Annotated in this window: 17 protein-coding genes and 3 pseudogenes; 9 read left to right on the top strand and 11 right to left on the bottom strand. The window is 55.9% G+C overall.

Features of this window, described 5'->3' with window-relative positions:
• Positions 1-1,048: pseudogene (locus tag AC2FMY_RS06875) on the bottom strand (IS3 family transposase); the annotation flags it as partial.
• 403 nt (positions 1,049-1,451) lie between these two features.
• Between AC2FMY_RS06875 and AC2FMY_RS06880 the strand changes: the two are divergent.
• The 9 genes from AC2FMY_RS06880 to AC2FMY_RS06920 all read left to right on the top strand — a co-directional run bounded on the left by AC2FMY_RS06880 (position 1,452) and on the right by AC2FMY_RS06920 (position 10,886).
• Entirely contained in the window at positions 1,452-3,899 is a 2,448-nt protein-coding gene (locus AC2FMY_RS06880; RefSeq protein ID WP_496745223.1) for a GcvT family protein, read from the top strand.
• Between the two features lie 511 nt (positions 3,900-4,410).
• Positions 4,411-4,824: a ferredoxin-type protein NapF gene (gene napF, locus AC2FMY_RS06885; RefSeq protein WP_496745279.1), complete on the top strand. Its 414-nt coding sequence runs from the start codon at positions 4,411-4,413 to the stop codon at positions 4,822-4,824.
• Complete coding sequence (locus AC2FMY_RS06890) at positions 4,821-5,084, top strand: chaperone NapD (RefSeq protein ID WP_480750833.1); 264 nt, start codon at positions 4,821-4,823, stop codon at positions 5,082-5,084. The genes napF and AC2FMY_RS06890 overlap by 4 nt, the downstream gene beginning before the upstream one ends.
• Before the next feature lie 19 nt (positions 5,085-5,103).
• Complete coding sequence (gene napA, locus AC2FMY_RS06895) at positions 5,104-7,605, top strand: nitrate reductase catalytic subunit NapA (RefSeq protein WP_496745224.1); 2,502 nt, start codon at positions 5,104-5,106, stop codon at positions 7,603-7,605.
• Positions 7,606-7,642: 37 nt separating this feature from the next.
• Positions 7,643-8,509, top strand: a complete 867-nt coding sequence (gene napG, locus AC2FMY_RS06900; RefSeq protein ID WP_496745225.1) for a ferredoxin-type protein NapG — start codon at positions 7,643-7,645, stop codon at positions 8,507-8,509.
• A complete protein-coding gene (gene napH, locus AC2FMY_RS06905) occupies positions 8,506-9,432 on the top strand; it encodes a quinol dehydrogenase ferredoxin subunit NapH (RefSeq protein WP_496745226.1) in 927 nt (308 codons plus the stop codon). Before napG ends, napH begins: the two co-directional genes overlap by 4 nt.
• Before the next feature lie 20 nt (positions 9,433-9,452).
• A complete protein-coding gene (locus tag AC2FMY_RS06910) occupies positions 9,453-9,884 on the top strand; it encodes a nitrate reductase cytochrome c-type subunit (protein ID WP_480750829.1) in 432 nt (143 codons plus the stop codon).
• Between the two features lie 29 nt (positions 9,885-9,913).
• Positions 9,914-10,615 carry a NapC/NirT family cytochrome c gene (locus AC2FMY_RS06915; protein WP_480750828.1) on the top strand — a complete coding sequence of 234 codons (702 nt, stop codon included), beginning with the start codon at positions 9,914-9,916 and terminating at the stop codon, positions 10,613-10,615.
• A 13-nt stretch (positions 10,616-10,628) separates the two neighbouring features.
• A complete protein-coding gene (locus AC2FMY_RS06920; protein WP_480750827.1) occupies positions 10,629-10,886 on the top strand; it encodes a hypothetical protein in 258 nt (85 codons plus the stop codon).
• A gap of 57 nt (positions 10,887-10,943) precedes the next feature.
• Here the strand turns inward: AC2FMY_RS06920 and AC2FMY_RS06925 are convergent.
• From AC2FMY_RS06925 to AC2FMY_RS06970, 10 genes and pseudogenes are all read right to left on the bottom strand, one after another.
• Positions 10,944-11,695 (bottom strand): annotated as a pseudogene (locus AC2FMY_RS06925) (IS6 family transposase).
• A 74-nt stretch (positions 11,696-11,769) separates the two neighbouring features.
• Complete coding sequence (locus AC2FMY_RS06930; protein WP_496745229.1) at positions 11,770-12,810, bottom strand: ABC transporter ATP-binding protein; 1,041 nt, start codon at positions 12,808-12,810, stop codon at positions 11,770-11,772.
• The gene (locus tag AC2FMY_RS06935) at positions 12,810-13,595 is read right to left on the bottom strand and encodes an ABC transporter permease (RefSeq protein WP_480750825.1); all 786 of its coding nucleotides are present in this window, start codon (positions 13,593-13,595) and stop codon (positions 12,810-12,812) included. Before AC2FMY_RS06935 ends, AC2FMY_RS06930 begins: the two co-directional genes overlap by 1 nt.
• Positions 13,592-14,455, bottom strand: coding sequence for an ABC transporter permease (locus tag AC2FMY_RS06940; protein WP_496807167.1), 864 nt, complete (start codon positions 14,453-14,455; stop codon positions 13,592-13,594). The genes AC2FMY_RS06935 and AC2FMY_RS06940 overlap by 4 nt, the downstream gene beginning before the upstream one ends.
• 29 nt (positions 14,456-14,484) lie before the next feature.
• Positions 14,485-15,519 carry an ABC transporter substrate-binding protein gene (locus AC2FMY_RS06945; RefSeq protein WP_496807168.1) on the bottom strand — a complete coding sequence of 345 codons (1,035 nt, stop codon included), beginning with the start codon at positions 15,517-15,519 and terminating at the stop codon, positions 14,485-14,487.
• A 39-nt stretch (positions 15,520-15,558) separates the two neighbouring features.
• Positions 15,559-16,491, bottom strand: coding sequence for a PfkB family carbohydrate kinase (locus AC2FMY_RS06950; RefSeq protein ID WP_496807169.1), 933 nt, complete (start codon positions 16,489-16,491; stop codon positions 15,559-15,561).
• Positions 16,488-17,528: an ADP-ribosylglycohydrolase family protein gene (locus AC2FMY_RS06955; RefSeq protein WP_496745280.1), complete on the bottom strand. Its 1,041-nt coding sequence runs from the start codon at positions 17,526-17,528 to the stop codon at positions 16,488-16,490. Before AC2FMY_RS06955 ends, AC2FMY_RS06950 begins: the two co-directional genes overlap by 4 nt.
• A 9-nt stretch (positions 17,529-17,537) precedes the next feature.
• Positions 17,538-18,275 carry a GntR family transcriptional regulator gene (locus AC2FMY_RS06960; protein WP_480750821.1) on the bottom strand — a complete coding sequence of 246 codons (738 nt, stop codon included), beginning with the start codon at positions 18,273-18,275 and terminating at the stop codon, positions 17,538-17,540.
• A 114-nt stretch (positions 18,276-18,389) separates the two neighbouring features.
• Positions 18,390-18,822 (bottom strand): annotated as a pseudogene (locus tag AC2FMY_RS06965) (transposase); the annotation flags it as partial.
• A 77-nt stretch (positions 18,823-18,899) separates the two neighbouring features.
• A complete protein-coding gene (locus tag AC2FMY_RS06970) occupies positions 18,900-19,712 on the bottom strand; it encodes a glycosyltransferase family 32 protein (protein WP_496745237.1) in 813 nt (270 codons plus the stop codon).
• Positions 19,713-19,959: the final 247 nt, after the last annotated feature.

Below are 19,959 nucleotides of genomic sequence, written 5' to 3' on the forward strand. Positions count from 1 at the left end.
CGGTGCTCCAACCAGTCGGCCAGTTCGCCCGAGATGTAACTGGCGCCATTGTCCGATAGCAGCCGTGGCTTGTGCAGGACCGTTGCCCTATCGCAGCCGGAGGCTTGCAGCGCCATGTCCAGCGTGTCGGTCACGTCGCCGGCTTTCATCGTCGTGCAGAGTTTCCACGCGATGATGTAGCGGCTGTGGTCATCGAGGATCGTCGAGAGATAGAACCAGCCCCAGCCGATGACCTTCAGGTAGGTGAAGTCGGTTTGCCAAAGCTGGTTCGGTCTCGTGGTCTTGTCCTTGAACTCGTCGGCCGCCGACAGAACCACGTAAGCCGGACTGGTGATCAGGTCGTAGGACTTGAGGATGCGATACACGGAAGCTTCTGATACAAAATACTTTTCCGTGTCGGTGAACTGCACGGCCAACTCGCGCGGCGACAGATCGCTTTCCAGCAGGGCTAGGTTCTTGATCTTCTCGCGAACAGGCTCGGGAATGCGGTTCCAGACTCGTGACGGCCTGGGGCTGCGATCCTCAAGCGCCTCGGGGCCGCCAGCGAGATATCGATCATACCAGCGATAGAAGGTCGTTCTGGGGATGCCGAGCTTGTCCAGCGTGCGCTTGGTCGGCAGATGCGATCCTTCGACCAGGCGGATGATCTCCAGTTTCTCGGATGCGGGATACCTCATTCGTCGTCGCCCCCATCCGCGATCATGCTTTTTTTGAGCAGCCGCAATTCCAGCGCCTGTTCGGCCACGACTTCTTTCAGATCGCGGGCCTCACGGCGCAGATCCTTGACCTCGCTCGACGTTGCCGCACGCGCCGTGTCGCCCGCCAGGCGCTTCTTCCCAGCCTCGAGGAACTCCTTGGACCAGCTGTAATACAGGCTCTGGGCAATACCCTCTCGGCGACACAGTTCGGCAATGCTGTCCTCGCCCTTGAGGCCGTCCAGCACGATCCTGATCTTCTCTTCGGCCGAATACTGTTTGCGGGCCGCTCGACGGATGTCCTTGACGACCTTCTCGCCGTGGCTCTGCTTGGTTCCGGGTTTCTGTCTCATCTCCACTCCTTGATGGTTACGATGAGCCAGAAACCCTCCCTTATCAAATCAACCTAAACTGTCCCATTGGCGCTGACGTCAAACACACTGCTGAGATGGCAGCCTGATGGCTGCGAGACAACATTTTGCGCATCGCATCAAATAACTTGGCAATACCCCATCGACGATATCACGAGAGCCCACAAAACCTAACCCCGACCGATGTCTACTTCGGGCGCGACCAGACCCTCGCTTAGCTCAGGCCGCCATCTGTCCCAAAATCCCTGGCGACGGACAGTTTTGTCCAATCCATGCCGGCTCGTTACTCACTATTTTCGGCATACTTATTCCATAAATCCTGTTTTGTAGTCGAGAGTATTTGGCGGATATTTGTTAGTAAACTTAGAAGTACTGGAGATAACTTGTGCAAAGCCATGCTCGTGTGGTTGTTATTGGAGGAGGTGTCGGTGGACTGTCGGCGCTTTACCACCTTTGTCTGGAAGGTTGGACCGATACTGTCTTGCTGGAACGAAACGAGTTGACCAGCGGCACAACGTGGCATTCGGCGGCGCAATGTCCCAGCGTGGCGTTCAACCAGCTGCTGCTGCTCCTGCGAGACTACACAATCAAGCTTTATAAGGAACTGGCTGACGATCCGGCATATCCAATCAACTATCACCATGGAACAGGTGGTATGCGCCTCCTGACCAACCCAACTCATGTGGATGAAGTGCTTCACATCATGTCGGTGGCCAAGGGGCTGGGTATTGAATTTGATCTGCTGGATGCGGCTGAAGCAAAGCGGCGCAATCCTTTGCTGAACACTGATGGTGTCCTTGCTGCGATGTGGGATGAACGCGACGGCGACATCGACCCGGCGCAGCTGTGTCAAGCCATGGCGGCCCGGTCGCGAAAGGCGGGCGCAATGATTCACCGCAACGCCCCCGTAACTGCCTTGAAACAAAAGCCTAACGGTGAATGGTTAGTGACAACAGGCAAGGGCACGATCACCGCCGAGCATATCGTGGTTGCTGCGGGTTATCGCGCCAATGAGGTCGGTGCATTGATGGGGATCGCGTATCCAGTCATTGCGATGGAGCACATGTACTTCGTCACCGAAGACATCCCTGAACTGGTTGAGCGCGAGACGCGCGTCCCTATGGTGCGCTGTCCGCGTGACACTTTTTATATGCGACAAGAAAAGAATGGCCTTCTTGTCGGAATCTATGAACATGACTGTAAGACATTCGGGATGGACGGAATTGATCCTGATTTCGTCAATGCGCTTTGCCCGGATGATCTGGATCGTCTCTTGCCGAAGATGGAGCCGATTTTTGACCGCCTTCCGTGTTTGAAAGATGTTGGCATAAAGTCGGTGGTGAACGGGCCAATCACCTATGCCTCGGATGCAGGGCCACTGGTCGGAAAGCAACCAGGCCTCCGAAATTGCTGGTCGATGAACGGACTGCGCGTGGGCATTGGCGAAGGCGGTGGCTATGGCAAAATGCTCGCACAGATGATGGTGCACGGGGAAACGGAATGGGATACTTGGCAACTCGACCCGCGCCGTCTCACTAGTTTTGCCAACACTGAGTTTACTGCGCTGAAATCCATCGAGGATTACCAGCACGAATTCCGCTGGCATCTGCCGCACGAGCATCGCCCGGCCGGTCGCCCGGCCAAGGCGTCACCACTTTATCCGGTGCTGAAGGCCAAAGGTGCGGAATTTGGTGTCGTAAATGGCTGGGAGCGGGCAGAGTTCTATAAACAGGACCCAGCTTTCAAAACTTCATACGGTTATTCTTTTCAGAACTGGCACGATATTGTGGGGCGTGAAATCGAGGCGCTATGTACCAACGTCGGACTGGCAGAGCTTTCAGGTTTCAACCACTACCGCATCACTGGAGCCGGCGCGCTGGATTGGTTGAGTAGTCTGACCTGCTCCAGGGTTTCAGAAAAGATCGGAAAGGCCAGTTTGTGTTACTTCCTGACATCAAAGGGCAATATCGCAGGCGAGGCCACGATTGTACCTTTGTCAGATGGGAGCGTGTTTTATGGTTCTGCTGCCGCGGCTGAGTATCACGATATGGATTGGTTGACCGAACGTTTGCCCAAAGCATCAGATATTTGTATCGAGAGTCGCACCAACACGCACACAATGATTGTGATTGCTGGCCCAAAAGCCCGTGATTTGTTGGCTGTAGCGTCGCCGCGCACAAAATGGGGTCAAGCCGATTTTCCGTGGTTAAGCGCGCAGCGTGTCTTTATCGGATATATCGAGGCTTTGGCCATCGCGATCAGCTACTCGGGAGAGCAAGCGTTCGAATTGCATATCCCCAACACGCAACTCTACCCCGCGTATGATATTCTGACCAGAGTCGGTGCAGCATTCGGCCTGTCGCATTTCGGTATGTTTGCAATTGACTCGATGCGACTGGAAAAAGGTCATGGCCATTGGAAGGGTGACTTTATCACCGAATTCAATCCGATTGAGGCGGCGCTGCATCGTTTTGTCGACTTGTCCAAGGATTTCCCCGGAAAGTCCGGGCTTCTTGAGCAGATGAGTATCGGAAATCGCAAAGTACGGGTCATGCTTGAAATCCACGATGACAACGGACCAGCACAACCGGGTGAAGGCGTATTTGTGAATGGCGCGCCAATCGGGTCGATTACTTCATCCGCGTGGGGCTACCGCACTGGCAGAAACCTCGCCATGGCCTACGTTGACCCGGCATATGCAGGCGTGCTTACGGAAGTGGAAGTGTTGCTTTCGGGTGAAGTCACCAAGGCAATCGTAGGTCCGCTTTGCCAGTTTGATCCCGAAAACGCGCGGCCAAAAGGGAACAGTCAAATTGTCAATTTGCACTATTGACGGGGTACCGTAGACTAAATGCCCATTCCGAATTTGTGTGCCAACACGCGGCATCACCACATGTCGGACTGCGTCCCTCTGCAAGCGCAATCGATTCTTACCTGCCGCGCCGGGGAACGCTCCTCCTGATCGGCAGCGCTGAAAAGATAACTGTTCGCCGCGTCCATACCGCGCGTCATCATCGCCACTGTAACCGTGTCGAAAGGGAATTATGTTCTCAACACAACGTCGACACGGGACTATTTCAGTGGCCATTCACTTGCTGACTTGCCGGACGTTGATCGCCAAAGCCCCGTAGTAAATCCTCGTCGGCCTTCGTACAAAGATTGCGACACACCCCAATCAGTTGATCTCGGTCAAAGTTTGGCACATGCTGGCAGAGTAAGAGACGATTGCAGAGCCAATCTGGCGCGAGCCGAAGACAATGACCAGCCACGCGACGAGACGCAATTTTCTGCGCGGAAGTATGAACTCCGCGCCTGTTCCGCGCCCTTTTGGCGCTGGGGCCGATATGGCGTTTTTGGAGGCGTGCACGCGCTGCGGCAATTGCGCGGCGGTTTGTCCACAAGCGATTATCACAGCAGGTGAAAACGGGTTTCCCGTTGTTGACGTCAGCCGCAGGTCCTGCACGTTTTGCGGCGAGTGCGTCGATGCCTGCAAACCGGGTGCACTTAAACCGGATATGGAGTGGCCATGGCGGGTCGCGATATCCGACACCTGCTTGTCGCTTAACCGCGTGAATTGCCGTATATGCCAGGATCATTGCGAACTATCCGCGATCCGGTTCCAGCTACGTGTCGGCGGCAGCGCCGAGCCGTTGATCGACGATGCGTCCTGTACAGGATGCGGCGCTTGCGTCTCGGCGTGCCCGGCTGACGCAATTTCGCTTGTCCATTCTCAAACCGGCCAGGAGAACCGCCAATGACAAACATCTGCGGCTGCCTTGTGCATACCATGCCAGCCATGACCCGAAGCGTCATTGAAGCAATCGATGCGACTGAAGGGGGCGAGGTGCATGCGCATGAAGACGGACGTGTGGTGGTCACCATCGAGGATACCGAAACCCAACGGGCCTCGGATCAGATCATGGCCCTGCACCAAATTCCCGGCGTGTTGAATGTCACGCTGACTTATCACCATTTTGAAGAGCTTGAATCTGACAGCGCTTCACAGACCCAACACTGAACACTGGGAGACCATATCGATGACCGCTTCCGCATCCCGCCGTGCGTTTTTGAAAACAAGTGCTGCCCTTGCCACCGCTTCGGCGGCTGGCATTACCCTGCCGGAAAAGGCAGCGGCGCAACTTCCGAGCCCGGATATCCGCTGGGACAAGGCCGCTTGCCGTTTTTGTGGGACAGGTTGTTCCGTTCTGGTTGGCGTCAAAGATGGCCGCGTGGTCGCAACTCAAGGAGATCCCGAAGCACCGGTGAACCGCGGCCTCAACTGTATCAAGGGTTATTTCCTGTCCAAGATCATGTATGGGCAGGACCGCTTGACCACGCCGCTTTTGCGCAAATCTAACGGTGTGTTCGACAAGGAAGGCGAGTTTGAGCCTGTGAGCTGGGACGAAGCTTTCGACATTATGGCCGAGAAGTGGAAAGAGGCACTAGCCAAGAAAGGGCCGACCAGTGTCGGCATGTTCGGTTCCGGACAGTGGACGGTTTGGGAAGGATATGCCGCCGCCAAGTTCATGAAAGCCGGCCTGCGTTCGAACAACATTGACCCGAACGCGCGTCACTGCATGGCATCCGCAGTGGCAGGTTTCATGCGTACATTTGGCATTGACGAGCCGATGGGCTGTTATGACGATCTTGAGCACGCCGATACCTTCGTGCTTTGGGGATCGAACATGGCCGAGATGCACCCGATCCTGTGGTCGCGTTTGACCGACACCCGCCTTACCAAACCGGGCTGTCAGGTTCACGTCTTGTCGACATTCGAACACCGGTCGTTCGAGCTGGCCGACAACGGCATGATTTTTGCACCGCAAACCGACCTGGCGATCCTGAACTATATCGCCAACTACATCATCCAGAACGGCGCGGTGAACGAAGAATTCGTCAAGAACCACGTCAACATTACCAAAACAGCAACCGATATCGGTTATGGCCTGCGCCCAACACATGAACTGGAACAGGCCGCGGCGAACCCGTCACATGAAGGCAAGCACGGTGCGCTTACGCCAATCAGTTTCGAGGAATATGCCGAAGCCGTCAGCGAATACACCGTGGAAAGAGTTTCGGAATTGTCGGGAGTCCCAGCAGGAAAGCTGGAGCAATTGGCGCAACAATACGCTGATCCGAACCGCAAGGTGATGAGCTTGTGGACCATGGGCTTCAACCAGCACACTCGCGGGTCGTGGGTGAACTCCCTGATGTACAACGTGCACCTTCTGGTCGGAAAAATCTCCGAGCCAGGCAACTCCCCCTTCTCGTTGACCGGTCAACCTTCGGCTTGTGGCACAGCGCGTGAAGTCGGAACCTTTGCCCACCGCCTGCCCGCGGACATGGTGGTCATGAACGAAAAGCACCGCGACATCGCTGAGGCCAAGTGGGGCCTGCCCAAAGGCACTATTCCGGAAAAGCCGGGCTATCACGCCGTGTTGCAGCATCGCATGCTCAAGGACGGGGAACTGAACGCCTATTGGGTACAATGCACAAACAACATGCAGGCCGCCCCCAACATGCTGGAAGAAGGGCTGCCGGGCTACCGTAACCCGGACAACTTCATAGTCGTTTCCGATCCTTATCCGACCGTCACAGCGCTTGCCGCCGACCTGATCCTGCCGACTGCGATGTGGGTGGAAAAGGAAGGCGCCTATGGCAACGCTGAGCGCCGGACCCAGTTCTGGCGCCAGCAGGTGGATGCACCGGGTGAGGCACGTTCGGACGTCTGGCAGGTCATGGAATTCTCAAAACGCTTCAAGGTCGAAGAAGTGTGGCCGGAAGAGTTGGTGACGGCGAAGCCCGAGTATCGCGGCAAGACCTTGTATGAAATCCTGTACGAGAATGGCAAGGTCAACAAATATCCGCTGACAGAAACCGCCGAAGGTTTCAACAACGACGAGTCCAAGCATTTTGGTTTCTACGTGCAGAAAGGTCTGTTCGAAGAATACGCCGATTTCGGCCGCGGCAAGGCGCATGACCTCGCTGATTTTGACACATACCACCAGGCTCGCGGTCTGCGCTGGCCTGTGGTGGATGGAAAGGAAACACTCTATCGCTTCCGCGAGGGGTATGACCCCTATGTCGAAAAGGGCAAGGGCGTTCAATTCTACGGCAAGCCGGACGGCAAGGCGAACATCATCTTCGCGCCTTACGAGCCTGCAGCGGAAATGCCGGATGAAGAATTCGACCTATGGCTCGTGACCGGTCGCGTGCTGGAGCATTGGCACTCCGGTTCGATGACCCGCCGGGTGCCGGAACTGCACCGGTCGTTCCCATCGGCGGTGGTGTATATGCACCCTGACGATGCCAAGGATCGCGGCTTGCGGCGTGGGCAGGAGATCACCATCTCGTCCCGCCGTGGCGATATGCAAAGCCGGGTCGAAACCCGTGGTCGCAACAAGCCGCCGCGCGGGGTCGTGTTCGTTCCGTGGTTCGACGAAGGCCAGTTGATCAACAAGTTGACGCTGGACGCCACTTGCCCGATCTCGAAGGAGACCGATTTCAAAAAATGTGCCTGCAAGGTGGAGCGCGCATAAGCGCTCCGTCTAACGACCGAAAGCAAGGGACAGGGTCATGCCCGCCAATTCCAACCGTCAACTCAGGTCTGTGGACCGGCGCCGCTTTTTGCAGGATGCTGCCCGTGCGACTGCGGGTTGCGCGGTGTGTGGGCTTGGCCTGACCTATCTGGCTACGGACGCCGGCGCGCTTCCGGCACAGGCGCTGCGCCCGCCCGGCGCTTTGGCAGAGAAAGACTTCCTGGCCGCGTGTATCCGTTGTGGTTTATGTGTCCGGGACTGTCCCTATGACACGCTGAAACTAGCCGAACTTGGCGTCGACGGGGCCGCGACAGGTACTCCATTTTTTATTGCCCGCGATGTGCCCTGCGAGATGTGTGAAGACATTCCCTGTGTTGCCGCCTGCCCGACAGGTGCGCTCGACAAGGAACTCGCCGATATTGACGACGCGGATATGGGCCTTGCTGTTCTGATCGACACAGAACGGTGCCTGAATGCGTTGGGTCTGCGCTGTGATGTTTGCTATCGCGTCTGTCCCGTGATCGATAAGGCGATCACGCTGGAGGTTCGACACAACGAGCGATCCGGGCATCACGCCATTTTCATGCCGGTTGTCCACTCGGACGCGTGCACGGGCTGCGGAAAATGCGAAAAAGCCTGTGTGCTACCGGAAGAAGCGGCGATCAAGGTATTGCCGCGTCGGTTGGCAACCGCTGAATCTGCCGAACACTACAGACTGGGTTGGGAAGAACAAAATCCGCTGGTTGATGACCTGATCGACCTACCGGACCGCCTGCCGGGGCCAGGCACCGACAACCTTGTGGCGCCGGGCGGCTATCTGTCCGAACCGATCCCAGACCCCAGCATGGAAGGCGGGTTCAAACCCAGTTTTTCAATTCCGGGCGCCGAGGGGGCAGGGCAATGAGCGAAAGAACTCAAAGCCCCGTTGGCCACGAGGCCATAGCCGAAAAAGGCTGGTTGAACGCGCACAAATACCTTCTATTGCGGCGAACGGCACAGTTTTTCTTCCTGTATATCTTTTTGATGGGGCCATGGTTCGGCATCTGGTGGGTAAAGGGAAACCTCGCAAGTTCGCTGACCTTTGATGTGTTGCCGCTAACCGACCCGTTCGTGACCGTCCAGTCGATGCTCGCATTTCACTGGCCCGAGGCAACTGCACTGGTCGGCGCGCTAGTTGTCGGCACCGTTTATGCACTGATCGGTGGCCGCGTCTATTGCAGTTGGGTGTGCCCGATCAATCCTGTGACCGACGCCGCGCATTGGTTGCATGATCGCCTTGGGCTTCAAAAGGGCTGGCAGCCCAAGCGAAGCACGAAATACTATGTGCTCGCCATGGTGCTTGCGGTGTCGCTCGCCACCGGCACGATTGCATGGGAATTGGTAAATCCAGTCTCGATGCTGCATCGCGGTCTTATCTTTGGCATAGGATTTGCCTGGGCATTCGTCATTGCGGTTTTTGTCTTTGACCTGATCGTGTCCCGCCGCGGATGGTGTGGTCACCTTTGTCCCGTCGGTGCATTTTATGGGCTGCTGGGAGCGCAATCATTGTTGCGGGTATCAGCACTAAACCGTGCCGCATGCGACGATTGCATGGACTGTTTTGCCGTGTGTCCTGAAATGCAGGTTATCACGCCCGCTCTGAGAGGAGATGAAGATTCGACCCCTCTGATCCTCAGCCCGGATTGCACGAATTGCGGTCGCTGCATCGATGTCTGCGCGCCCGACGTCTTTCAATTCACCCATCGCTTCGACCCCAGGCCAAGCCCGGCCCGTCCAAAGCGGCGCAACCAGAAACACAACCCATCCGAGGCCGGTCGCGCGGCCTAAGCAAGAAACGGAGAAACTCAATGAAAACCTTAGCACTTACAAGCGCCCTCGCGGTCGCAGCCCTCGTTGGAAGTCTCGGATATGCTCTGGCACAGTCGGTCGACACATTGCGCGGCGCCGATGTCAACGAACCGGTTCCACTTGATCAGGTCCATCGCAATGTCGAAGGGCGCATTCAGCGCAACTATCGCCAGCAACCGCCGTTGATCCCGCACTCGGTTGAGCAATACCAGATCGACCTACGCACCAACCAATGTCTAGCCTGTCATGACTGGACCAAGGCTGGCGAACGAAACGCCCCAACCTTGTCGATGACCCATTATCTGGACCGCGAGGGCAACGAGTTGGATCGGATTGCAGGCACACGCTACTTCTGCAACCAGTGTCATGTGCCGCAAGCAGATGCTCCGGCGTTGGTTGACAATGTCTTTCAGCCGTCCTCAGACAACTAATCCAACGCAAGATTGAAAGGAGCACTGAAATGGCAGACTCCCCTGAAAAACGCGGTTGGATCCGCCGTCTATGGAACGGGTTCTGGACACCGGCCGTCATGTTCAGCTCGGGCTTTCTGATCCTTGCCGGCTTTTTGGCAGGTATCTTGTTCTGGGGCGGCTTTCACTGGACGCTGGAACTGACCAATACCGAGGAATTCTGTACGTCGTGTCACACGATGGAAACCAACCTGGGCGAATATCGCGAGACGGTCCACTACAACAACCACTCCGGTGTGCGCGCAATTTGCTCGGACTGCCATGTGCCGGACGAGTGGAGCCACAAGATCAAGGCTAAAGTCATGGCGGTCAAAGACGTCTATCACGAATTGGCCGGAACGATAAGCACGCCCGAAAAATACGAAGATCACCGTTTGAGCATGGCGTCTGCCGTGTGGAAGAAGATGAAGGCGTCGGACAGCCGGGAATGCCGGAACTGCCATGACTTCGACTATATGGATTTCACCATCCAGGAAACCCGCGCCGCCTCGGAACACCAACGCGCAATCGACAACAGCATGACTTGCATCGACTGCCACCAAGGCATCGCTCACAATCTTCCGCCCGGCTATCTTGAGGAGTACCAGAAGGTTACTGAAGTTTTGAACTCGGAAACTGGCGGATTGATCCATCAACAAGCTTCGGCGGAAAGCGACCAGATCAAGTCATATCTGGACACGCGGACAGACTGAGAAGGGGCGAGACATGTTAGAAATTTTGGGAGACATCGGTAGCAATATCCTCAGCTTGCCGGGCGTTCTGGGCCTGGCGCTGGGGATGATGACCCGACAACTTTGGTTAGGTGCTGTCATGGGTGGCGTTGTTGGTATTGCCGAGACGCTGGTTTTTGCAGGTTTCCAGTTTTCTCGTGTTGATACCGTCGATCTGGGGATCGCAATTGTCGTCGGTATTTGCGCCGGGAGCCTGGGCACAGTCATTCGCTTGAAAGGAGCTACCGCCTGATCGGATGGTATTGCCAAGTTATTGACCTAAGCATGTAAGGTATTGGCGAAGGCAGGTTCAGGCTGTCATTTCCGCAGTGCAATCGTTCCAGAGGTTGAAGGCGTCGGAACGAGCGTGGCGGTATGAGTTTGCGTTGAGTTGATATCGGCGGGGACGGAAGATCAGGTTGATTTGGTCATGCGCGGACAGAAATCTCTGAGCCTGCAGGTGAGACTTGAACTTGCCGAATAGCTTCTCTCTTTTGCGGGTTGGTCAGTGCGAGACTTCGATCGCGTTGTTGAGACCTTTGTGGGTACGATGGTCAGCGTCCGGCGCCAGTGTTTTCATCGGTTTGATATAGCTGCATAGTTTATCCATTGTCCGGCAGTGCATTGCGAATGCAATGTCACGAGAGGGGGGATGACGACTCTGGGTTCGCCGAATTTGGCAACCAGCCCTCTGAAGAAGCGCTTTGCAGCTTTGGCATTTCGGCGAGTTTGCACGAGAATGTCGAGCACGTCGCCATTGGCGGCGATCGCATGCCACAACCAGTGCTTCTTGCCACGGATCATGATCACGACTTCGTCCATGTGCCACTTGTCATTCGGCTGTGGACGATCCCGCTTGATGCAATCTGCAAAGTGTAGACCAAAGCGATTGACCCACAGCCGAACTGCTTCCCGGCTGACGATAACGCCCCGCGCAGCCAACAGACCCTCGACGTCAGCTGTGCTCAACGCAAAGCGATGGTAAGCCCAAGCCGCATAAGCAATGATCTCACGATGAAAACGAAAGCCTCTAAGGCATGGCATGATCGGTGGGATGTTCATTAGCGCGACATAGCTGGATCACTCAGCCTGTACAACTTGGCAATACCCTTAGTTTACATCAGTTCACTGAACCCCTAACCGGGAACGACAATTGTCTTCTCGGGGTCCCAGCTCAGCCAGACCTGAGCCTCCTCCTTGAGTTCGGGAATATCCTGATCGCGGGCGATTATTTTGAATACCTGCCCTCCGCATCGCGCAATGCAGGTTGCCATCGCCCCGGCAAAGATCCGACGTTCCAGAATTGCCGGTATCTTTGACAGGTTGTCCCCTTGTGGTTCGTCCACCAGAATGCTCATGTTTTCGGGACGAACGGCCAAAGTGGCATTTGCTGCAGTTCCGGGCGGCAATTTGATGTCCGCTCCTTCCACTCTAAAAATCCCCTTACCATCTTTCGAAAGAAAATTCGCCTCTCCCAAGAACTCAGCGGTGAACACATCCGTTGGATTGCTGTAAACCTCGCGCGGAGCGCCGGCCTGGATCATCTCTCCCTGCCGAAGGATGCCGATCTTGTCGGATAGGGTCAGCGCCTCTTCCTGATCATGGGTCACGAATATGGTGGTGATGCCGATTTCGCGCTGAATACGCTTCAGTTCGATCTGCATGTCGATGCGCAGCGACTTGTCCAGCGCCGATAAGGGTTCGTCGAGCAGTAGAACCTTGGGGTTTGTCACTATGGCACGGGCCAGTGCGACCCGCTGGCGCTGGCCACCGGACAGCTGATGCGGTTTGCGGTCTCCGTGCTGGCCCAGCTGAACCAAATCCAGCGCTTCGCCAACGCGCCGGCGTTCCTCGATCGCACCGACTTTGCGCACACGCAGCCCGAACCCGACATTGTCTGCGACGGTCATATTGGGAAACAGGGCATAATTCTGGAACATCATGCCGATATCGCGTTTTTCAACCGGAATATGTTCGACCGATGTATCGCCGATACGGATCGATCCGGCGTCAGTGAAGATGAAACCGGCAATGGCGCGCAGCAGCGTGGTCTTGCCGCTGCCCGATGGCCCGAGCAGTGCAAAAAAGCCGCCATTAGGGAAATCCATCGTTACATCGTTCAGCGCTTTGAGCGGTCCGAATGACTTGGTGACATTCTGGACAGAAACCTCGGCCATCAGCGTTCTCCTCCGAAGTTTGAGAACCGCGCGGCAAACAGCATCACGGCCATGGAAACAACAATAATGATTGTGGAAATCGCGTTGATCTCTGGTGTGAATCCCTTGCGGATCGACGTGTAGATCAGCACCGGTAGCGTGCTGTCACCCGGTTCTGACAGGAAATACGAGACGACAAACTGGTCAAAACTGACGGCAAAAGCGAACAACGCGCCTGCGATCACGCCGGAAGAAATCCATGGTAAAGTCACGCGGCGCGTCACCGTCCAGGCGTCGGCGCCCATCGACCGCGCAGCTTCCTCCAGCGTGGCATCAAATGTGGCCAATCGAGCACTGACGACAACAATGACGTAGGGCAGGGCAAGCGCTACATGGCCGATAATGACGGAAGGGGTGCCGCGTCCGAGACCAACGCCAAAAAAGAAGATCAGCATCGCCGTTCCGGTGATCAGCCACGGAATGGCGATGGGTGGAAACAGCATGACCTGCAAGAACCGCTTGCCCCGGAAGTCGAACCGGAACAGGGCAACAGATGCAGCGGTGCCCAGAATTGTCGCGACAACCGTGGTCACAAGCGCGATCAGCACTGACCGAGCTGCGGCATCGATAATCTGACCATTGCCAGACAAATCCTCGTACCACCTGAGCGAGAACTCGAACGGTAGTTGATAATAAGGTGAGGCATTGAAGGACATGATCGCCATAACGATGATTGGAGCATAGAGGAAAAACAGGATCAGCCCCAGCCAGACCTTCCCCAAAACTGTCAGAAATCGGCCACTCATGTTTGTGCCCTTTTCAGAACCGGGCTTGCCAAGGCAAGGATCAACAGCACCACGGCAAGCAGGATGAAGGAAAGAGCGGCCCCAAGCGGCCAGTTGAACACAGCCACGAATTGATCTTCAATCACCGTACCGAAATAGGTGCCAACCCGACCGCCCAGAATGCGGGGTTCCATGAACGAGCCAACCACCGGAACAAAGATCAGCACCGCTCCGGCCATCAACCCGGGAAGAGACAGTGGCAGAATGATGCGCCAAAGGATGGTCAGTTTGCCCGCGCCCATGGATCGGGCAGCGTCAATCAGAGTGTCGTCAATGGCCTGAAGCGCCAGATACGAAGTCAGAATAACATAGGGCAGATAGGAATGTACCAGCCCGATCACGATGGCCGGGGTCGAAAACATCAAGTTTACATCCACTTCGAAGGGAAAAACAGCATTCAGGCCCAGATCCAGCACACCGTTGCCGCGTAACACAATGGCCCAGGAAAAGATGCGCACGAGCGAGTTGGACCAGAACGGCAGAATGACCAGCAGAAACAGCGCCTCGCGCGACCGGCCCTTGATCGCCTTGGCTAAGACATAGGCGCAGGGAAACCCGACCAGCACAGAAATCGCGGTCACCGTCAGACCAAGCCTAAGCGACTTCCATAACAGCGTGGCATAAGTCGAAGTTTGAAAAAAGGCCTGGTAGTTTTCCGTCGTATGGAACCACTCTCCATCACCAAACGGTACATCGGATAGGAAACTGAAATAGAGCATGGCTGACAGTGGCAAGAAGATAGCCACCGTCAGCCAAAGATATGCAGGGGAGAGCAGGCTGAAGATCTTCAGTCGTTCCTGTTTGGCAAGAACATCGGACATCCAGAAACACTCCCCTGAGAGTTGGCAGTTTATTGGGCGGCCTTTAGACCTTGCCACAGTTCAAGGTATTTCTCGCGAGTCTCATCCGAGACCGGGCGCTGGAACTGAACGCGGGCAACAACTTCGGGGTCTCCGAGAACCTGTTTGTTGAAGGCGTCATCGGGCAGAGCCGCAGCCGCTTTGGCATTGGCCGATGCAGGAGCACCATCAGCGGCCCATTTCACGTAGAATTCTGGGTCGATCATCCAGTTGATAAAGGCATGCGCTGCCTCTTTCTTGTTGGACGAGTTGGGAACAGACAGTCCGTCCAGCCAGCCGATTGCCCCTTCTTTTGGCACGATGAACTGCACCGGCAGACCGGCAGCCATCGATCGGCTGGCCGATCCGGACCAGAAAGTCGCCACATCCAAATCACCGGCGGCCATGAACTGGTTCCAGTCGTTCTCGGATCCCCAATAGGTTTTTATCTGTGGCATCAACTCGGCAAGCTTGGCCTCGACGGCATCCAAATCGGCAATGTTGTTGATGTCCTGACCAGTGGCAATAGCGGCGAATTGCACCGCCTCCAGCGCATCGTCGCGGATCGAGACTTTGCCCTCATGCGCCTTGTCCCAGAATACTTCGATCGAGTCCGGCAACTCATCAAACTCGCCGGTATTGACAGCAAAGGATGTCAGACCCCAGGTCCATGGAACTCCATGCAGTGCCCCACCGGCATTCAGGTCCTGGTTGCCGCTCAGGTTTTCAGGTACGTCCGCAAGATTTTCGACCAGTGCAACATCGACAGGCCCGATCAGACCTTCTTCTTGCGCCTGCGGTGTAAATGCCGCGTTGATCAGCACGACATCATAAGCGCCGGGGTTGGTGCGCAGCTTGGTCAGCATTTCCTGTTCCGAGTTGAAGTACTCGTGCACAACTGTGTGACCGCTGGCATCGGTGAATGCCTCGACCGCCCAATCCAGATCGGTGCCATAGCCCTGCCAGTTCAGAACCCGAATTTCATCGGCGATGGCGGCAGTACCAACAAAGACGGCGGTTGTAGCCAATAAGATATGTTTGTTCATTTTGACCTCCCAGTCATTCGCAATTGAGAATTCTCTCGATCAACAGGCCTCTTTTTTATTAAGCGCCTCGGCAACCACCACACTGCTGGGTGTTGTTGCCGGGCCTTTTTGTGTCGCTGAAATAGCCGCCGCCACATTCGCATATCTGGCGGCTTGTGAGGGCGTGTCGCCAAGAGACAAGCGGGCGATGAAGCTGCCTATATGGGCGTCTCCAGCACCATTTGTGTCGACAACCCGGACGCGGTAGGGCGGGACATGTTCCACGGTGTCACCGGTGGCGATAAGGCACCCTTCGGATCCGTTTCGCACCACGCAACCGCCGTCTGCCGGGCGTGATTTCGCAATGGAAAGGGCGGCTTCGGTCGGATCACCCAAGCCGGTCAGAATCGCGGCCTCGCGGGCATTTGTGCTGACCCAATACGCCCGGTCCAAAGCCACGTCGCGAATTTCGCGTGGGATCGACGCCACGACCGGGGACGGATCAAACACCAGGTTTGGAATAATGGCTTCCGTCAGAAGCCAATGATGCAGGGCCGCACGCGAACCCGCATAATGAAGGGCGTAGCCCGATAGCAACGTCCACCCGTACTCGGCAAATCCAATCTGTTCCAGGTCCTCGGTGGTCACGTGCCCCTCGGCCCCATCGCTTGCGACAAAGGTGCGTTCGCCCTCACTGTCGATCAGGACGCTGCAACAGCCTTGATCCCTCGTCAGATCCTGGCTGCGCAAGAACGGAATGCCTTCGGCGTTCAGCCCTTCGCGGACTAACTGCGCAAAAGGTCCCGACCCGATGGTTCCGCCATAACACACCATCATACCCGTGCGCTTTGCGGCAACCATGGCATTGAAGCCACCGCCGGGTTTGATCGAAAAGCCGCGTACGATCGCCTCTTCGCCCGCGGCAGGGACATGATCGATCTCGTAGAGAAGATCGGCGACAACACCTGACATTTGCAATAGCCGGTTTGTCATTGGACCATCTCCGCATTTTCGAACGCCGAGCCATCGCAATTGGCACGCAGCGACAACAAATCTCGCGCAATTTGTTCCAGCGGCAACTCGTTTGCCGCAAATACCGTTTCGATGGCGAATTGCGTGATCCTGCTTTGCCCGACACAGGCACCTGCCATTGCCCCGGCAATCGCACCGATCGTATCGGTGTCATCTCCGATATTCGCGGCAATTTTCGCAGTTTCCCATGGGTCACAATTTGCCAGCAAAACCACACCGAATGCTGCCGCCACAGATTCGTGTGAGGCAACGGACGTTCCAATACGCTCGGCGAAGGCCTCGGACGAAAGTCCATCCTTTGCTGCTTCCAGTGCCAAAGCGATCTTTTCGGCCATGGCGTTTTCACCAACTGCATATCCGCGCCTTTGACCCGCTTCGGCGGCGCGTAACGCCGGCGCTATGGCCCGGTCAAATGACATCCCGTCGATGCCGCAACTGATGACTGTTGCAACGGCCGCAGCGGCGGCAATTGCTTCGCCAGTGTTATGGGTCATTCGGCAGGCAAGTTCGACACGATCCAGAAAGGTGGCTTCAGGTGCAATACGTGTTGCAATACCGACTGGTGCAATGCGCATCGACGCGCCATTGGTGGTCCCATTGCGCCCGGTCTCGTCAGCAGAGGCGCCTGAAATGATTGCGTCGAGTGCAGCCTTGGACGACGGCCCCAGCAAATCGCGCAACCCTCGTTTGCGAACATCGGCTTCCCATGCGAGGAGGTCGTTGGCCCAACGGTGTTCGTCTAGTTGACCACCATCCTCAATCAGTCTGAGTGCCAGCAACAACGCCTGTTCGGTGTCGTCTGTAACCTGCGCTGCTTTGAGCCCGTGCGAGACCGGGTGATCCGGGAACGGAGCAATAAAAGTTGAGATCACACCGTAGTGACGAAGAATATCCGCACGGCTCAGTGTCTGAGACGGCATGCCCATCGCGTCACCAATCGCCATCCCGGCCAAAGCCCCACAAGCGCGATCGTACTGAATGTCAGAGCTTACCGGCATTGTTGTCAACTAGAACTCCATGTGCAGACCGAACATCACTGGGTCCAATATGCTTTCGACAAATTCAATGATCGACCCGTCTGCGGCTCGTGTCAGTCGGCGTAAGTGCAGCATTGGCTCACCTGGATTACGCCCCATGACTCGGGCATCCATATCGGAAAGTGCGGGCAATACTCCGGCCCATTCGTCCCCGCCCGCAACCACTAGTCCTTTGGATCTAAGCAATTCAGTCAACGACCCCTTCTTAAGCCCGGTATCCAAAACATGCGAGAAACTGTCCCGCCATGGAATCCGGCTGCGCTCCAGCGACACGCCCTGTCTTGTATGGACCTGGTACCTCAATCGGTCGACGACCAGAAAATCCGAACCCGCTTCGACGGGCGCATCGGGGATGTCCATGGATCCACGGTCCAGTACCAGAACGCGAGTTTCCAGGTGAATATCTCCCGACGCAAGAGCAACGCTCCACCCGGAACGATCATCAATTGTCTTGCCGCCGAAGGTAACGAAGGACCCGATACCGCTCTTGGTGGTGATCAGGCCTTTATTGCTGAGAATTTCCAGGCTCTTGCGAATCGTATTCCGACTGACCGAAAATCTCTTCACAAGTGCGCTTTCGCTGGCCAGCGGATCACCCCGACTGAGCGCACCAGATCTGATATCCGTTTCCAGACGATGGGCAATCTTGACCGACTTGGATGCGCCGATCAGAGATATCCCTGTGTCATCATGTTCAAACCTGTTCATACCTGTACTCTAGCGTGGCTCTTTTGTGCTAGTCAACAAAAAGTCGTGCAGTCCTCTGACTGGCGTTGTTGCGTAACTCGCGTTTGAGGTGTGAAGACCCGTACCCCGCCGACGTCATGCCACGCGTTTGATCTCGGCGATTCTGAGGGCGTTGAAGCGGTTCATGAGGGCGATGAGGATGCGGATTTCTGCGGTCTGGCGGTTTGGGTCTCTTGCCGCGATGCGCTCGCCGAAGGCCTTCAGGCGGCGCATCCTCGCCTCGATCCTGCTGCGGACATGGTATCCGGTCCAGCGCTTCCAGAATGCCCGCCCGTAATGTAGCGTTGCGCGCAGGTTTTTTGTTTCTGGCAATTGCCGCAGGACAGTCTTCCTTAAGCAAGCGCCCGTTCTTGCGGATCGGAAAGATTCGAACAGCGTCGCGCTCGATGATGGCGTTGTGGCATCGGCGTGTGTCGCAGGCGCCATCAGCAGTCACTGTGCCGATCGGCTCATTCGGAGGGATCAGGCTGAGCAGATCAGGTAGTACTGGGTTGTCGCCGTCGCGGCTAGAGTTCACATGCTGAAACGGCGATGTCTGAGTTACTCCTAGATGATTGGACAATTTCTGGGGCTGACGTGACCTCCTCACCCACCTAGAGTTTGTTTCGGATCGATCCCGACCTCGCGGCACATGCGCCAAGCGTAAGAGTTCTTGAGTGGCGCGTGTTTGCGCCACCAGGGTTTGGTGCCATTTGTGTAAAGATGAACGGAAACGGTATCTTCCGTGAACCACCCTTCGACTCTACCATGCGGATCGTAGAAGATATCGTTCAGTTGAAACGGCACAGGATACAACACATCTGGCGTCATTGCCCGATCAAAGTCGCCGGTTTGTTTTGCGTAATGCGTAAATGCCTGTGGACCAAATGCCGTGCGTTCGGTTTTGTAAATGCGAACAGCCAAGGGATCTTGACCCTTTTGCCGGTCCATCTTCTTGCGCTGGCTCTGTCCCCACCAAGCAGGATAATCTGGCAAGTTCTCGTAATAGTCCAAAAGTTGGTCGATCAACTCGCACTCTTGCGGCAATCCGACAACCCCGCAGTTCAGCGCACCGCGCATCCCATGACCGGCAAAGATCCACTCCCATTCGTCCGGAAAAGGTTTGTGGCAGTAAGCGTCGCAGTCGATCCAGATGGCGCCTGTCTTTTTGATCATCTTGTAGCGGAAGACGTTCGAAAGAAATGACGCGGACGTCGCTTCGACCACCGACATATCGATATCCATAATCTCGGAAGCGGACCTGATCTCGACACCTTCGGGTGCATTGACTACGTCTTCGGTGCAATACAGAGTCACCGGATGGCCGTGACGCAAGTGTGATTTCAGGCATAACTGATTGAGATAGTGAAGGCTCTCTCCGATCCACAGAGAGGCAACGGGGCGGCGAGTTTCGGACAAGTCTGCTTCCTCGATAGAATTTGCCGGTATTTTATGTGTGTTGTCCTTTATTTGGCTTGAGGATGCAAAGGCGAATTGCATCTCAGCAGTCAAATCGTGTCCAACAATGGTAGTCTGTTCTTTCTGCACGTATATCGGGACCTGACGACCGACCACAGGCAACACAGGACGAAACATGCCCGCCCAACACGGCATTCTTGAAAAGCTGCGAAAACGCAAAAGCCCCAACGGCACCATCATGGCAGTA

This window comes from Ruegeria sp. YKSE079, assembly GCF_059612845.1.

Bases quoted from the DNA above. Each gene is read 5' to 3' on its own strand.
- napG (WP_496745225.1), top strand. From the start codon at position 7,643: ATGCCCGCCAATTCCAACCGTCAACTCAGGTCTGTGGACCGGCGCCGC.
- napA (WP_496745224.1), top strand. From the start codon at position 5,104: ATGACCGCTTCCGCATCCCGCCGTGCGTTTTTGAAAACAAGTGCTGCC.
- napH (WP_496745226.1), top strand. From the start codon at position 8,506: ATGAGCGAAAGAACTCAAAGCCCCGTTGGCCACGAGGCCATAGCCGAA.
- napF (WP_496745279.1), top strand. From the start codon at position 4,411: ATGGCGTTTTTGGAGGCGTGCACGCGCTGCGGCAATTGCGCGGCGGTT.
- AC2FMY_RS06960 (WP_480750821.1), bottom strand. From the start codon at position 18,275: ATGAACAGGTTTGAACATGATGACACAGGGATATCTCTGATCGGCGCA.
- AC2FMY_RS06890 (WP_480750833.1), top strand. From the start codon at position 4,821: ATGACAAACATCTGCGGCTGCCTTGTGCATACCATGCCAGCCATGACC.
- AC2FMY_RS06930 (WP_496745229.1), bottom strand. From the start codon at position 12,810: ATGGCCGAGGTTTCTGTCCAGAATGTCACCAAGTCATTCGGACCGCTC.
- AC2FMY_RS06935 (WP_480750825.1), bottom strand. From the start codon at position 13,595: ATGAGTGGCCGATTTCTGACAGTTTTGGGGAAGGTCTGGCTGGGGCTG.
- AC2FMY_RS06950 (WP_496807169.1), bottom strand. From the start codon at position 16,491: ATGACAAACCGGCTATTGCAAATGTCAGGTGTTGTCGCCGATCTTCTC.
- AC2FMY_RS06915 (WP_480750828.1), top strand. From the start codon at position 9,914: ATGGCAGACTCCCCTGAAAAACGCGGTTGGATCCGCCGTCTATGGAAC.
- AC2FMY_RS06955 (WP_496745280.1), bottom strand. From the start codon at position 17,528: ATGCCGGTAAGCTCTGACATTCAGTACGATCGCGCTTGTGGGGCTTTG.
- AC2FMY_RS06910 (WP_480750829.1), top strand. From the start codon at position 9,453: ATGAAAACCTTAGCACTTACAAGCGCCCTCGCGGTCGCAGCCCTCGTT.
- AC2FMY_RS06920 (WP_480750827.1), top strand. From the start codon at position 10,629: ATGTTAGAAATTTTGGGAGACATCGGTAGCAATATCCTCAGCTTGCCG.
- AC2FMY_RS06940 (WP_496807167.1), bottom strand. From the start codon at position 14,455: ATGTCCGATGTTCTTGCCAAACAGGAACGACTGAAGATCTTCAGCCTG.
- AC2FMY_RS06945 (WP_496807168.1), bottom strand. From the start codon at position 15,519: ATGAACAAACATATCTTATTGGCTACAACCGCCGTCTTTGTTGGTACT.